The sequence below is a fragment of the Aquimarina sp. Aq78 genome, from assembly GCF_900299525.1.
Taxonomy (GTDB): Bacteria; Bacteroidota; Bacteroidia; order Flavobacteriales; family Flavobacteriaceae; genus Aquimarina.
Genome location: NZ_OMKA01000007.1, coordinates 25,189 through 39,033 on the forward strand (window position 1 = coordinate 25,189; position 13,845 = coordinate 39,033).

The following is a 13,845-nucleotide window of genomic DNA, read 5'->3' on the forward strand; positions in this document are numbered from 1 at the left end:
TAAATTATTATTATTTTATGTTAAATATCATTTTGAAGGCACTAAATTTCATTATTAGGAGTTGTACAGCCAACGACACAAATTTACTAACACAAACCAAACTCAATTATGAAAACAAGTATTTTTAACAAAATACTGGTACTCACGTTTTTACTCGTGAGTATTAGTGTTAATGCACAACTATGGAGTCCCATATCTCCTGCAAAAGCACAAGCCAAATCCAAAGAGCTTAGAAAAACAACTCCAACTAAGTATCAACTATTTAATTTAAACACTACAGAGTTAAGATCTATCTTGCAACGTACACCATCAAGGGTACAGCAAAAAAGTTCAAGTATTGTAATCCAACTCCCAACTGCAAAAGGAGTATTACAAAAATTTAGAATTCTTGAAGCTTCTGTTCTTGAAGAAGGACTAGCAAAACGATTTCCCAGTATCCAATCTTTTGTTGGTTATGGGATTGATGACCCTACATCTATTGCCAGATTTAGTTTTTCTAAAATTGGTTTACACGCCATGATAACTTCAGGAAATCATTCAACTATTTACATCGATCCATATACAAAAGATAAAGGAAGTTATATCTGTTATGCTAAAGCAGACTTACCTGCAGATCCTAATAGTTTTGAATGTCTTGTTGAAGAAAACGTTAAATCAAACTTTTCTAATCAGCAATTCAATGCTTTAAAAAATGCTAATGACGGTAAGTTAAGAACATTTAGACTAGCTATCGCATGTACTGGGGAATATTCACAATTTCATATAAACAACCAAGGAATAAGTTCGGGTGCTTCTGATCAGGTAAAAAAAGAAGCTGTACTTTCTGCTGTAAATACTACTATGACTAGAGTAAATGGTATTTTTGAAAGAGACCTTGCTTTAACCATGGTATTGGTAAATAATAATACAGATATTATTTTTCTAGATGCAAATACTGACAACTTAAGTAACAGTAATGCTGGTGCATTAATCAATGAAAGTCAGACTGTTTGTGACAATGCAATAGGTTTTAACAATTATGACATTGGACATGCATTTAGCACAGGAGGAGGAGGATTGGCGCAGCTTAGATCTCCTTGTACAAACTCTAAAGCACGAGGAATCACAGGAAGTGGTCGCCCTATCGGAGATGCATATGATGTAGATTATGTTGCCCATGAAATGGGACATCAATATGGTGGAAATCACACTCAAAATAATAGTTGCCAGAGATCTAATGCATCTGTAGAGCCAGGAAGTGCTTCTACGATTATGGGGTATGCTGGTATTTGTACTCCAAACGTACAAAATAATAGTGATGCTTATTTTCATGCAATCAGTATCCAGGAAATGTGGCAGAATATTTCACAGGGAAACAGTACATGTGGTGCTCAAAGTAATACTGGTAATGCTGCTCCTACTGCCAATGCAGGACAGGATTACACCATCCCGGCTTCGACTCCATTTGTATTAAAAGGTAATGGATCTGATGCTAATTCGGGGAATAATCTTACCTATTGCTGGGAGCAAATGGATGCACAACCTGCAACCATGCCACCTGTTGCTACGTCGACAAACGGTCCTGCTTTTAGATCTTTGACTCCAAATGCATCACCCGACAGATATATGCCAGCATTACCTACAGTTATTTCTGGACAAACGTCTTCTACCTGGGAGGTTGTTCCTTCTGTAAGCAGAACAATGAATTTTAGACTTACCGTAAGAGATAATGCATCTGGTGGTGCTAGTAGTGCCAGCGACGATTCAAAAATAACAGTTGCAGGTGCAGCTGGGCCTTTTGTCGTTAATGCACCCAATACTAATGTTAACTGGGCTTCGGGATCTACACAAACCGTTACCTGGGATGTAGCAGGAACAACTGCTAATGGTATTAATGCTGCAAACGTAGATATTTTACTATCTACCGATGGAGGAAATACGTATACAACAACAATTGCTTCTGCAGTACCTAATGATGGTTCTCATAGCATCACTGTTCCAAATGCTGTAGGAACACAGAACAGAATAATGGTTCGAGGATCCGGAAACATTTTCTATGATATTTCTAATGCTAATTTTGAAATCTCTGGAGGAACTGGTGGAGATACTCAGGCACCAACAACTCCTGATGGTTTAGCTGCTTCAAATATCACACAAACTACTGTTGATCTTAACTGGAATGCTGCTACAGATAATGTGGGAGTTACAGGATATGATATCTATCAAGGGAATACTGTAATTACAACAGTAACCTCTACTTCGCACCAGGTTACCGGGTTAACAGCTAATACATCATATAGTTTTAGAATAAAAGCTAAGGATGCAGCAGGTAATGAATCTAATTTCAGTAATACTGCCAATGCTACTACGCTCTCGCAACCAGACACTCAGGCACCAACAACTCCTGCTAATTTAGCAGCTTCTAATATTACAAAGACGACTGTTGATCTTTCCTGGGATGCTTCTACTGATAATGTAGGTGTTAGCGGATATGATGTTTATAGAGGTACTACAGTGATCACAACCGTTACTACTACTTCTTATCAGGCTACTGGATTATCACCAGATACTGCATATGACTTTAGTGTTAAGGCAAAAGATGCTTCGGGTAACGAATCTAGCGCCAGTAATACTGTAAATATTACGACTCTTCCAGATACAGGAGGTTCTTCTTGTACCGGAGAGATTTCATCATTCCCATATACCGAAGGGTTCGAAAATACTCTTGGAGCATGGAAACAGGCAACTGGAGATGATTTTAACTGGACTGTAGACGCTAACGGAACTCCATCAAGAAACACTGGACCTTCTAGTGCTGTAGAAGGAGCTTATTATGTATATATGGAATCGTCTACACCTAATTACTCAACCAAAAGAGCGATTCTTAATTCTCCTTGTTTTGATTTGACGGCTCAAACAAAAGCTAATTTCTCATTTAAGTATCATATGTATGGTGCTTCGACTATGGGTAGCTTAGCATTAGAAGCGAGTAATGACAATGGTGCTACATGGACTTCAGTTTGGTCTAAATCAGGAAATCAAGGAAATTCATGGCAACCGGCAACTGTAGATTTAAGTGCATACTTAGGTGCTACTGTACAATTACGTTTTAATGGTGTTACAGGTACTACCTGGCAAGGTGATATGGCAATAGATGATGTGAGTCTAAGCGAAGGAGGATCACAAACCACCTGTACAGATGTACTATTAACTCTTAATTTTGATAATTACCCACAAGAGACAAGCTGGCAAATTGCTGATAGTAACAATCAAGTTGTTGCGTCTGGAGGAACATATGATACTCAGCCTGATGGATCAACATTAACAATCACAGAGTGCTTAGAACCAGGAACTTATACTTTTACACTTAATGATACGTATGGTGATGGAATTTGCTGTGCATATGGTAATGGTTCCTATACACTTACATCAGAAGGAACTACAATAGCCTCTGGAGGATCTTTTGGAACTTCTGAAGCTACAACATTTACAATCGGTAGTCCTTCTGCAAGATCATTAGTAACCATTGATGGTACAATCACTACAAAACAACTAGAAATATCTGCATTCCCTAATCCAGTAGGAAAAGATCGTTTACTAAATGTAATCGTTTCTAAAAAAGATACTTCATATGAGATTGTAAGTATTCTTGGAAAAATCGTAATGAAGGGTAAATTAGTACAAAAAACAATCAATACCAGTGCATTACCATCGGGATTATATATTTTAAAACTTAACCCTGGAGGTGAAGGTAAATACAAATCTTTTCAATTTGTACAAGAGTAATATTCGATAATAGTTAATTATGGTAAGCGATGTATTGAGAAATACATCGCTTACTTTTTTAAAGCCAAATCCGGGTTAAAGTTTTATTTTTTCTTTAATGGTAAAGATTTTGTGAGAAACTTCAGGTATTCTAAACGATACATCAATATTGATTTCGTCTTTTGATTTTTGAAGCTCCAGATTTCCATCTTTAACTTTATAATATCCTGCCTCTCCTCTACAAAAACAGTGTTTTCCAAAAAGTAAATGTACCTGCTCTAACTTCTCCCCCTCTAAGTTTAGAGCCTCTGTAGTTTTATTGATTTCAAAATGTATTGTTTCAGAATAATCCCCATCTGCAGTACCTTCAGGTCCTTTGATTAAAAATTTAAATTCGATAACAATCCCATCTCCTTTTTCGATAACCGGGTAATATCTACCTGTGGTATCTTTTTTTAGTACCATCGAAGAATTCTTATGAAGTTTGATACTACAGTTTCCGCCTTCCGGGCAATGCTTCTTATCATTTTGATGTTCAGAAACAACCGCTATTTCTTTTGAAGAATCGACTGTATTTTGAGTTTTACATGCGCATACCAGCGTAAGAACACTAAGAAAAGTATATACCTTCATTTCTAATTATAATTTTAATCTTTTCTTTTGTAAAAAGATCAGATTGTTATTATGAAGTAGTTTAAACTTTTTTCAATTGGCTCCAAAACGCTCCTTTTCACCACTATTTTGTCTTTTTATTACTTCATAGCAATACTATGAAGTGCAAAAAAGTCTTCAATATGAATAAAAACTAACTGTTTTTCACTTCAATCAAAAAAGTTTAAACTACTTCTGTATATAAAAACCCAGGATTAACTTTTTTAGTATGAAAAACTGAAGATTTAAATTTTGGTTTTTTGTTTTACAAATTCTGCTTCAAAAAGTGTTTTAAAATGCTTTAGCAGCTTTTCTTTAACCTCATCTACATTTACATGATCTACTCCTAATTCGACTTGTAATGATGTAACTGTTTTGTCTTTAATCCCGCAAGGAATAATATGATCAAAATACCCCAGATTAGCATTAATATTTAATGCAAAACCATGCATCGTAACCCAGCGACTGGCACGAACTCCCATAGCACAGATTTTACGAGCAAATGGAGTACCCACATCAATCCATACTCCGGTTTCTCCTTCACTTCTTGTGGCATTAATATCATATTCTGCCAAAGTGAGGATAACCATTTCCTCGAGAAAACGAAGATACTTATGGATATCGGTAAAGAAATTATCGAGGTCAAGAATTGGATACCCTACAATTTGCCCAGGGCCATGATAGGTGATATCTCCCCCTCTATTGATTTTATAAAATGTAGCTTCTTTTTCTTTTAATTGCTCTTCTGATAATAACAGATTGCTAATATCACCACTTTTACCTAAAGTATATACATGTGGATGTTCTACAAAAAGAAAATAATTTGGTGTACTAAGCCCAGCATCTTCTCTTCGGTTTTTGATTTTTATATCCAAAATCTCTTTAAAAAGAGCTTCTTGATACTCCCAGGTTTCTTTATAATCTTTACGGCCAATATCCTGGAGTTGAATTCTTTTATTCATAGTTCACAAAGATACATCATAAAAAAAAGTGAAACGATAATTTTTTAATTTTCCAGTTCTACTTCGACATCCAATATCTTAGGGTTTTCCATAAGTTCGATAAACCCGACTTCGAGTACAAAACTCTTCATATCCAGACTAAATGTGGCTTTATCTGATGACATTTTTATTATTTTTCGCGGAAAAGTATACTTCAATTTATATTTAGAACTAGCTAAAAACATTCGGGCTTTCTCTAAGCTATCCATACTTTTTTTCACCTTCTCTTCATCAATAATCTCTGTAATCCTACTAAACTTATTGTTTTTAAAACTATATTTCACTTTGGTCCCTCCTTCTTCAGACATCATAGTTTCTAAGGGGTTTATTTTACCTGTCCCTGAACCTTTATTTGCTTCTCCTACAGCCATAGAAATTTTAAAATCACCAAATACATCTCCTAATTCTGAAACATCTTTAAAGTTCCTATACATGTCCATATTCATTTCTTGAGCTTCAGAATTTACGACCATATGCATTTCATAATCTTTTAATCTCTGCAATCTTTCCTGCATCTCCTTTGATAATTTGGAAATACTATCTTTATGTTCTTCTAAAAAATCTTTAAAAACTACTAATGAATCAACATTTTCTTTTTTCTTTTCTGAAACCTGCCCTTCTCCCATTTTCATAAGCTCTGATCCATCAAAGTTTATGGTAATTTTCCCTGTTCCATTTTCATTCAGGTTCAAATTCTCTGAAAATTGACATCCTACTATAAGTAAAGATGATACTATAGTTAACACACAAAGACTAAATCTTTTCATATATTTTTATTATTTATTTATACTAGAACAACTATATAACAAATCTATTTTTTTATTAAAAACTATAGATCGCATTTAGCCTTTCCACACACTCATGATCTGTGATGTAAAAGTAAATGAAATATTATAAAGTATTCAAAATAATGAGCTCTGAGTTAAGAATAAGTAATCTTTTGCTTAAAAACCGTATTTATTATTTTCACGTTTCTTTTTTTTGTATTTTACCTAGTATTTTAAAACAATCGTAGAATTATTTTTGTCTTTCAGTTTAAATATTGTAATTCTTTCTTCACACAAACAACCTAGAGAAATTCTATAGTTGAAAGTATATTATAATCATAAAATGAAAAAACAATTACATATATATGTGCTATTATTTTCTATTTCTTGTATAGGGTTTGCACAAAGTGGCCCTGGAGGAGTAGGAACGTCTGATGGTACTTCTTCTTTAAGAGTATGGTTAAAATCGGATGATATAGATGCTGATGGCGATAGTACCGATAACCCTATTAATGGAACTGCAGTTTCTACCTGGTCTGATAACAGTGGTAATGCCAATAATTTTACCCAGGCAGGAGCAAATCGGCCAACTTACAATACAACAGGAACTTTTAATGCTGTTAATTTTAATTCTGGCCTGGCTGCTGCACAATTTATGAACGGTACCATAACAGGGTCTTTTGCTAATGCAAGTGCTTATTTTGTAATAAACCCTGTTAATACCGGTAATTCTCATTCATTATTTGATAATACAACTGCTTCTTTACGAGTAGAACAATGGTTTAATACGAGTAGAGTTGGTTTTACTCGTTATGGTGTTGCAGATTATACTACCACAATAGCTTCTCCATTTGGTCTAAACAGTATAATATCATACCATAAAGCAGGAGGATCAACAAATCTTAATGTAAGAGTGAATGCGGCGACTCAAGTTTTAAATATAGGCTCTACTACTGCAGGTATTCCTTATGATAGAATTGGTAGAAATTCTAACGGTGCTGATGAAGCAAGTGGGGATTTTTTAGAAATATTACTGTATAACAATAGTCTTAATACTGCACAAACTATCATTGTAGACAACTACTTAAGTGCCAAATATGGAAGTATTCTAATCCCCATAAATGTGTATAATGAAGATGATATAGCTGCGGGAAATTATGACCATGATGTTGCGGGAATAGGAAGAATTGATGCGGCTAATCTCCATAATGACTCTCAAGGAACCGGTATCATAAGGATATTAAATCCATCTGGATTGGGCAATAATGAGTTCCTGATGTGGGGACATGATAATGGAGATCTACTTTTAAACAATGTAACAGATATTCCCACCAGCATACAATCGAGGTTAGATCGAGTATGGAGAGTAAGTGAAGTTAGTACATTAGGAGCACCTGTCGATGTAGGAAGTATTGATGTTAGGTTTGACCTAACGGGACTTAGTGGTATTGCTACACCTTATTTAATGCTTCTGGTAGATACCGATAATGATGGTTTGTTTAATGATGAAACTCCGATTTATGGAGCTACATCCCTGGGTGGTAATATTTATAGCTTTACAGGAATAACGGCATTATCAGATAATGTAAGGTTTACTCTGGCAACGGCTGTACGCAAGGTGATAACCAATAGAAATATTACATATCGAGCTAATAGAAACTAAAGAAATAATCTACTACAAAAAGTTAAAAACCATTTATTTATTCACGTCCTGCAGTACCCACTCAAGTTCTTTGTCTATTCCTTTTTCTGATTCGATATAAACATCTGGTTTAATCCCAAAACCATCGGGTTCTACAGTATGAGGTGCATTTATTTTCATTAACCCTACTCTCATATTTATCTTAGAATTAGGAAGTTCTACATATGCAAAAAAACCTGCGATAGTACCGTTATAGGCTCCGCCTGTTTCTTCTCCTACAAAAGTAGCGCGTTTGGTGGCTTTTAGATGAGTAGATAAAATACTACTCGCAGAGAAGCTTTCACCATCTATTAATACATAAATTTTACCGGTATACGAATTTGATTTAGGATTTCTGAGTTTACTATATTTAAATTTAAAATAAGGATCTCCATTTTCTTTTTTGACCTTAAAAAACTGGTATGTGGTTAATACCGGGGAGAATAATATAGCTCCGGTTTTTCCGATCCAGGATTTAGTATGAAAAAGCGGATATAAGAAACTTAGCCGCTTGGTCATTTTTGCCTCTTCAATAAACACATACTCTTTATCGGTTAAATAAGAATAGAGCTCTTCAATTTCTGCTAATCTACCTCCCAGATTTCCTCTTAAGTCTATAATGAGGTTTTTACTAGTTGCAGAATCTATTTTTGAGAAGCTTTCTTCATAAAAATCCTTATAATTTCCATTCGTAAAACTTCTTATTTTTATATAAGCAATAGCAGAAGTACTATCTGTTGTTATAAATTTAAAATTTCTATTATACTCTTTTTTGTATGTATCAAAGCCATATTTATTGTGCTGTTTACGCACCGCTTTATTCTTTTTCCTTGCTATTTTTTTATCTGCTTTGCTTTGTTTTTCTACTGGTACAGTTATGGTGTCTTTTTTTACAGTTTTTTTCTTTTTACTATATCCGGCATGTACATAACGAGAATAAATACTATCCCCAGTTTTTAACTTCACTAGCACGCTATCTTTTTGCTGATGTGTTCTGGCATAAAACACTCCAAAACCATGACCAATATATTTTGGGATAAATGTTCTATTATAACCATCTCCCGTATGTAGTTTTTGAAAAGATAACAATAGGTCGCTTGTTTTCTCATGATCAACACTCAATATCTCTGAACCCACTGCGAGGGTATCTTTTTTCTCATAATTCTTTTCGACATACACCTTATTGTCAACACTATGAAAAGCTAATGACTTAAAAGGATAGCTTCTTCTACCTTTTATTTTTTTCTCTTTTCTTGTTTGTTTTTTATAAGGAGGATAGATCGCTGTATGTCCCTGTCGTATACTAGCAATTACCGGTGCTAATCGTTTATAAAATGCAATGCTGGATATAGGTTTCTTTATATTTTTCTTTAGTGCGCTTATTTTTTCATCCAATGAATCCTTACTTATGTACCAATATAAATCCGGATGTAGTTTTTGTAATTTATGATATATAAAATCTATATCATCGTGTATTTCTTCTGGACTATGGAGTTCGCTAATTTGTTGATTATACTTTTTAACTGAAGAACAAGCTGTTAACGAGAGTACTAATACATACAAAAATAACTTTCTAATCATAAAGACTTGATTTTGGATTTGAATTTATACCACCAAATGCATGCCACAATTATTGCGTTATGGATTCATCACAATAATTCTGTTTTTTTACTGCGTTATTTGCTTTCTGTAGAAAAGTCAGAAGAGTTTTCTGTCATTTTGGATTATTAAGTATAACCAATGCTGCTATTACTCCTGGCACCCAACCGCAAATAGTTAACAACAATACTATTACGACAGATCCACAACCTTTATCTAATATTGATAACGGTGGAAAAAAAATAGCCAATATAACTCTCCAGATACTCATAGTTTGTAATGTAAAATAAATTAAATGTTATACTTATAAGTAGACGACAATTTTATTATGTTACAATATTACTGTAAAATTAATTTCTATATTTTTAACTTGGCTTGAAAATTAAAAACAATGAAACAAGCAATAACAAGTTTTGAAAATATTTAAATGCATGAAATTACCATTTCTAATACTATACTTTATCGTATTGATCAGTCCCAAAATACTTTTGGCGCAATATGAATTTTCTGGTTATGTCGATAAAAAAAACTGGTCGGGAGATATTTATTTATCATTGATAGAGGATTACAGAAAATTATCTGGGGTCTATCCCGAACAAATTATTCAGAAAACGGTAAGTGACTCCATGGGATATTTTAGCTTTTCAGGAGATAATCTTCCTTTGCAAAACCATATGTACAGGATTCACATAGAAGGATGTACTGAAGATGAAAAAAAACCAATTCATTTTAATGGATTTTGTCCTTACAGTAAAGAAATTCTATTTATTGCAAATAACACAGATGCTCTTACCTTACCTTTTTCTTTTGATAATGAAATGTTTTGTAAAATTATTTCGAATAATGAAAAAAGTAATGCTTTTATCAAGGTCGACTCTATCATAGGCGAAATGCGTTTTGCCTTTGCTTCATATAGAAGTGAAGCTAATCGTAAGATCAATGAAAAAAAGTGGTTTGCCACACTACAACGTTTTGTAAAAGATCAAAATGAACCACTCACAGAGCTTTACGTTTATGCTTTTTTATCAGATAAAGCCAATAATTTGTATGCTCATTATCTTGAAGATCTAAAGCAAAATGTATACTATGATAACCTATTAGAACGATTACAAAAAAAATACCCCAGTAGTACATATACCAAACGATATGAAGCAGAACTAGCTTCAGACAAATTTATGATTAGCCCCAAGGAAGTTTCATATAAAAACTTGTGGCTATGGATAGTGTTGGCATGTGCAATAGCACTAAATATTTTTCAATTTCTGAACTACCGAAAAAAGGTAAAAACGTCTCATAATTCTGAAAAAAATCTTACACAGCAAGAACAAAAAGTATTAGACCTTATTCTTGATGACAAGACTAATAAAGAGATTGCTTCTACCATGTTTGTGAGTATAAGTACTATAAAAACTCACATCAACAATCTGTATAAAAAGCTTGACGTGAGCTCAAGAGACGAAGTTAAATCGCTAAATATCAAGAAGTAACAAAAAATCCACCTGGGGTCTAGTCCCCTTTTCAAACCTGTTTTTATTGATTTTGTTCTCTTATGTTTTCATTTTTGATACCTCTAATCAAAATTTGAAATCATGAAAAAAGAATTCCTAATCTTAGCCAGCCTACTTGTAATGGCTGTAGTATCTTGTAAGGATGATGCTACCAAAAAGATAAACGTAGAAAACGTAGCCGTTTCTGAAAGTCGAGATGCGAAAGTCTCTGATTTTCCGGTAATGGACTTTGCGCAAACCAATCACAATTTCGGAACCATTAACGAGGGTGATATTGTAGAGCACAAATTTACCTTTACCAATACTGGCAAAGCGCCATTAGTTATTATAAGTGCCAAAGGTAGTTGTGGCTGTACTGTTTCTAAATGGCCCAAAGAACCCATTGCTCCGGGAGCCACAGGAGATATGATGGTCACCTTTAATTCTAATGGTAAACCCAATATGCAGAACAAACAGGTAACCATTACCGCGAATACCGAAAAAGGTAAAGAAATACTTAAAATCAAAGCTATGGTTACTCCCAGAGCTAAGGCGGTAAGCGGAACTCCAATAAGTAAATAATCGCTTTATACAAAAACAAGTTATATAACTCGCCAATCAATCAGCTCCTAATACAGGAGGAGTTATTCTTAAGCTCAAAGCGATCAGTTCTCGATGAGAGAAGCTATTCTTAAACCTTAAATCTCCTCCCGTTGGGAGGAGATTATATATTCTTTATTTACAACATCATAAACACCTTCTTAAAATGAAAACAATTATATGTATTATCATAACTATGATTTTATCCATAATAACACTTTCTGCTCAATCTTTTAATCATGAGGCCAAAGTAGAAGGAAGTTCTCCTATGCTTCTTGGTAAAATCAATAACCAGGGATTAACACAAGAACCATATAACGAGTGGTTTTCAAAAAACCATAAAGAATACATTCCAAAACAAAGCAGTATAGACTCCTTAAAAACACAATTATCTTCCTATACGATTTCTCTTTTTATGGGTACCTGGTGCGGAGATAGTAAACGTGAAGTTCCTCGTTTGTACAAAATATTAGAAGAAAGTAATTTCCCCATAGATCGACTTACCACTGTTGCCGTAGATCGAAGTCGGGAGGCATATAAACAAAGCCCCGGAGGAGAGCACGAAGGTTTGAATATACACCGGGTGCCTACTCTAATTTTTTATAAAGACGGTAAAGAAGTCAATCGTATTGTAGAATCTCCAATAAACACCATAGAAGAAGACATACTTGCAATACTTTCTAAAAACTATACTCCAAAATATAGCTCGGTAATTCTAATGGATGATTTACTTACCAAAAAAGGAGCGTCCTATATCTCTAAGAACACCAAAAAACTAGTAAAGCAATTTAAAGATAAGGCACAGAGTTTATACGAATTAAACACCTATGCCAGTGTTCTTTTCTATGCTGATAAAAAAGAAGAAGCTATAGCGATATTAGACTTTAATACGGCATTGTTTCCAAAAGAAGCGAATACCTATGTAAGTCTTGCCAATAAATATCTGTATATGGATGATACTGCTAATGCGATTAAGTACTACGAAAAATCATTAGAATTTGAAGAAAATAAAGAAATACAAAAAAAAATAAAGAACTTAGCACAACACTAAATATATCTAAGTAATCGTGATATGATTTCTAGATTTGACAATCTGAATTCAATACAAATTCATATACTAATCGTTAGTATTTATTAAAACATACCATGAAATATATAAAACAGCTAGTCTTAGTTTTTCTTTCATTTTTTTTCACTTCCTGCTCGAATTCAAAAACAAAAGAAAAGGCTGAAACATTAGTTCAAAATGAAGCCAGATTAAAACAAGAACTTGGTTTTATTCAACAAAAGATAACTGATAATCTTTATGTTTTAAAATCTAATAATTACAATACCAATGTTGGTGTTTTTATAGGGAATAAAGAAATCCTTTTGATTGACCCTATGACAGGCTCTAATAACCATCACACCTTACTAGAAAAAATAAGAGAACTATCTAATAAACCTATTAAATATGTAATCAACACTCATCATCATGAGGATCACAGCGGAGCAAATTCATTCTTTGCAGAATTAGGAGCAACAATTATTTCTCAAGAAAACATTAAGTATACTAGTGCTAAATATGATGTTATTTTTAAAGATAATTATACCCTCAACTTAGAGAATGAAAAAATTGAGCTTTATCATATTACTTCACATACTTTTGACGATGTGCTTATTTATTTCACTGAAAACAACACCATCTTTATGGGAGATACATATATGACTAATTTTTTTCCACACTATTATTACGGAGGCGGTGGTAAAGGCCATATAGAATTCATTAGCAAAGCATTATCTCTAGGAAATAAAAATACAACCATAGTTGCCGGTCACGGTAAATTATCCTCTGATAAAGCAGAGCTTAACACCTATAAAAAAAATTCAATAAAATGGATTGAAAGAATCAAAGAACTATCACTTATAGGTAAAAGCGCTAATGAAATAACTCAAGATATCGAAATTAAGGAGTTAGCATTAACTTTTAGTGGAAATAATAACGTGCATCCTCAAACAATTGAAAAAACAATTTCTGTTGACTACAATTCTATTATCCCGCTTCCAGAGGACGTACTAAAAAGTTACGAAGGAATGTATCAATATAAAAATGAGAAAATTGATGAATTAATTTTTCAAGACAAGAAATTAATTCTACGAAGAAAAGGTACATATATATTTGAGCTTTCTGCACTTTCAAATACAAAATTCCATATTAGAGGGCAAGTACCATATAGATACATCACTTTTTCTAATGGAGGAAAAGAATTAACTTATTTTAATGGAAAGGAAAACCAAATAGCAAAAAGAAAATAGTAAATACAAACAACAGCTAA

Annotated in this window: 11 protein-coding genes; 6 read left to right on the top strand and 5 right to left on the bottom strand. The window is 33.5% G+C overall.

Going from position 1 to position 13,845, the window contains the following annotated elements; genetic code table 11:
* Positions 1–108: 108 nt before the first annotated feature.
* Positions 109–3,765 (top strand): reprolysin-like metallopeptidase, encoded by a 3,657-nt coding sequence (locus DG435_RS08355; protein WP_108840587.1) that lies wholly within the window; start codon positions 109–111, stop codon positions 3,763–3,765.
* Between the two features lie 75 nt (positions 3,766–3,840).
* Here DG435_RS08355 and DG435_RS08360 read toward each other — a convergent pair whose 3' ends face one another.
* The 3 genes from DG435_RS08360 to DG435_RS08370 all read right to left on the bottom strand — a co-directional run bounded on the left by DG435_RS08360 (position 3,841) and on the right by DG435_RS08370 (position 6,163).
* Positions 3,841–4,377: a hypothetical protein gene (locus tag DG435_RS08360; RefSeq protein WP_108840588.1), complete on the bottom strand. Its 537-nt coding sequence runs from the start codon at positions 4,375–4,377 to the stop codon at positions 3,841–3,843.
* Positions 4,378–4,640: 263 nt separating this feature from the next.
* On the bottom strand, positions 4,641–5,357 hold the full coding sequence (gene lipB, locus DG435_RS08365; RefSeq protein ID WP_106795177.1) for a lipoyl(octanoyl) transferase LipB: 717 nt from the start codon (positions 5,355–5,357) through the stop codon (positions 4,641–4,643).
* A 44-nt stretch (positions 5,358–5,401) separates the two neighbouring features.
* Positions 5,402–6,163, bottom strand: coding sequence for a hypothetical protein (locus tag DG435_RS08370; protein WP_108840589.1), 762 nt, complete (start codon positions 6,161–6,163; stop codon positions 5,402–5,404).
* A gap of 343 nt (positions 6,164–6,506) precedes the next feature.
* On the opposite strand from DG435_RS08370, the gene DG435_RS08375 reads away from it, so the two are divergent.
* Entirely contained in the window at positions 6,507–7,826 is a 1,320-nt protein-coding gene (locus tag DG435_RS08375; RefSeq protein WP_108840590.1) for a hypothetical protein, read from the top strand.
* Between the two features lie 33 nt (positions 7,827–7,859).
* On the opposite strand, the gene DG435_RS08380 is transcribed toward DG435_RS08375, so the two are convergent.
* Positions 7,860–9,425 (bottom strand): S41 family peptidase, encoded by a 1,566-nt coding sequence (locus DG435_RS08380; protein ID WP_108840591.1) that lies wholly within the window; start codon positions 9,423–9,425, stop codon positions 7,860–7,862.
* A gap of 133 nt (positions 9,426–9,558) precedes the next feature.
* Positions 9,559–9,714 carry a YqaE/Pmp3 family membrane protein gene (locus tag DG435_RS08385; RefSeq protein ID WP_074410361.1) on the bottom strand — a complete coding sequence of 52 codons (156 nt, stop codon included), beginning with the start codon at positions 9,712–9,714 and terminating at the stop codon, positions 9,559–9,561.
* Positions 9,715–9,874: 160 nt separating this feature from the next.
* Here DG435_RS08385 and DG435_RS08390 point away from each other — a divergent pair, with 160 nt between their 5' ends.
* The 4 genes from DG435_RS08390 to DG435_RS08405 all read left to right on the top strand — a co-directional run bounded on the left by DG435_RS08390 (position 9,875) and on the right by DG435_RS08405 (position 13,825).
* The gene (locus tag DG435_RS08390) at positions 9,875–10,930 is read left to right on the top strand and encodes a response regulator transcription factor (protein WP_106794953.1); all 1,056 of its coding nucleotides are present in this window, start codon (positions 9,875–9,877) and stop codon (positions 10,928–10,930) included.
* A gap of 102 nt (positions 10,931–11,032) precedes the next feature.
* Positions 11,033–11,512, top strand: coding sequence for a DUF1573 domain-containing protein (locus DG435_RS08395; protein WP_106794952.1), 480 nt, complete (start codon positions 11,033–11,035; stop codon positions 11,510–11,512).
* Positions 11,513–11,696: 184 nt separating this feature from the next.
* Positions 11,697–12,581 carry a hypothetical protein gene (locus DG435_RS08400; protein ID WP_106794951.1) on the top strand — a complete coding sequence of 295 codons (885 nt, stop codon included), beginning with the start codon at positions 11,697–11,699 and terminating at the stop codon, positions 12,579–12,581.
* A 95-nt stretch (positions 12,582–12,676) separates the two neighbouring features.
* Positions 12,677–13,825, top strand: coding sequence for an MBL fold metallo-hydrolase (locus DG435_RS08405; protein WP_106794950.1), 1,149 nt, complete (start codon positions 12,677–12,679; stop codon positions 13,823–13,825).
* Positions 13,826–13,845 lie beyond the last annotated feature (20 nt).

Bases quoted from the DNA above. Each gene is read 5' to 3' on its own strand.
- DG435_RS08405 (WP_106794950.1), top strand. From the start codon at position 12,677: ATGAAATATATAAAACAGCTAGTCTTAGTTTTTCTTTCATTTTTTTTC.
- DG435_RS08380 (WP_108840591.1), bottom strand. From the start codon at position 9,425: ATGATTAGAAAGTTATTTTTGTATGTATTAGTACTCTCGTTAACAGCT.
- DG435_RS08400 (WP_106794951.1), top strand. From the start codon at position 11,697: ATGAAAACAATTATATGTATTATCATAACTATGATTTTATCCATAATA.
- DG435_RS08375 (WP_108840590.1), top strand. From the start codon at position 6,507: ATGAAAAAACAATTACATATATATGTGCTATTATTTTCTATTTCTTGT.
- DG435_RS08355 (WP_108840587.1), top strand. From the start codon at position 109: ATGAAAACAAGTATTTTTAACAAAATACTGGTACTCACGTTTTTACTC.
- DG435_RS08385 (WP_074410361.1), bottom strand. From the start codon at position 9,714: ATGAGTATCTGGAGAGTTATATTGGCTATTTTTTTTCCACCGTTATCA.
- lipB (WP_106795177.1), bottom strand. From the start codon at position 5,357: ATGAATAAAAGAATTCAACTCCAGGATATTGGCCGTAAAGATTATAAA.
- DG435_RS08395 (WP_106794952.1), top strand. From the start codon at position 11,033: ATGAAAAAAGAATTCCTAATCTTAGCCAGCCTACTTGTAATGGCTGTA.
- DG435_RS08390 (WP_106794953.1), top strand. From the start codon at position 9,875: ATGAAATTACCATTTCTAATACTATACTTTATCGTATTGATCAGTCCC.
- DG435_RS08360 (WP_108840588.1), bottom strand. From the start codon at position 4,377: ATGAAGGTATATACTTTTCTTAGTGTTCTTACGCTGGTATGCGCATGT.
- DG435_RS08370 (WP_108840589.1), bottom strand. From the start codon at position 6,163: ATGAAAAGATTTAGTCTTTGTGTGTTAACTATAGTATCATCTTTACTT.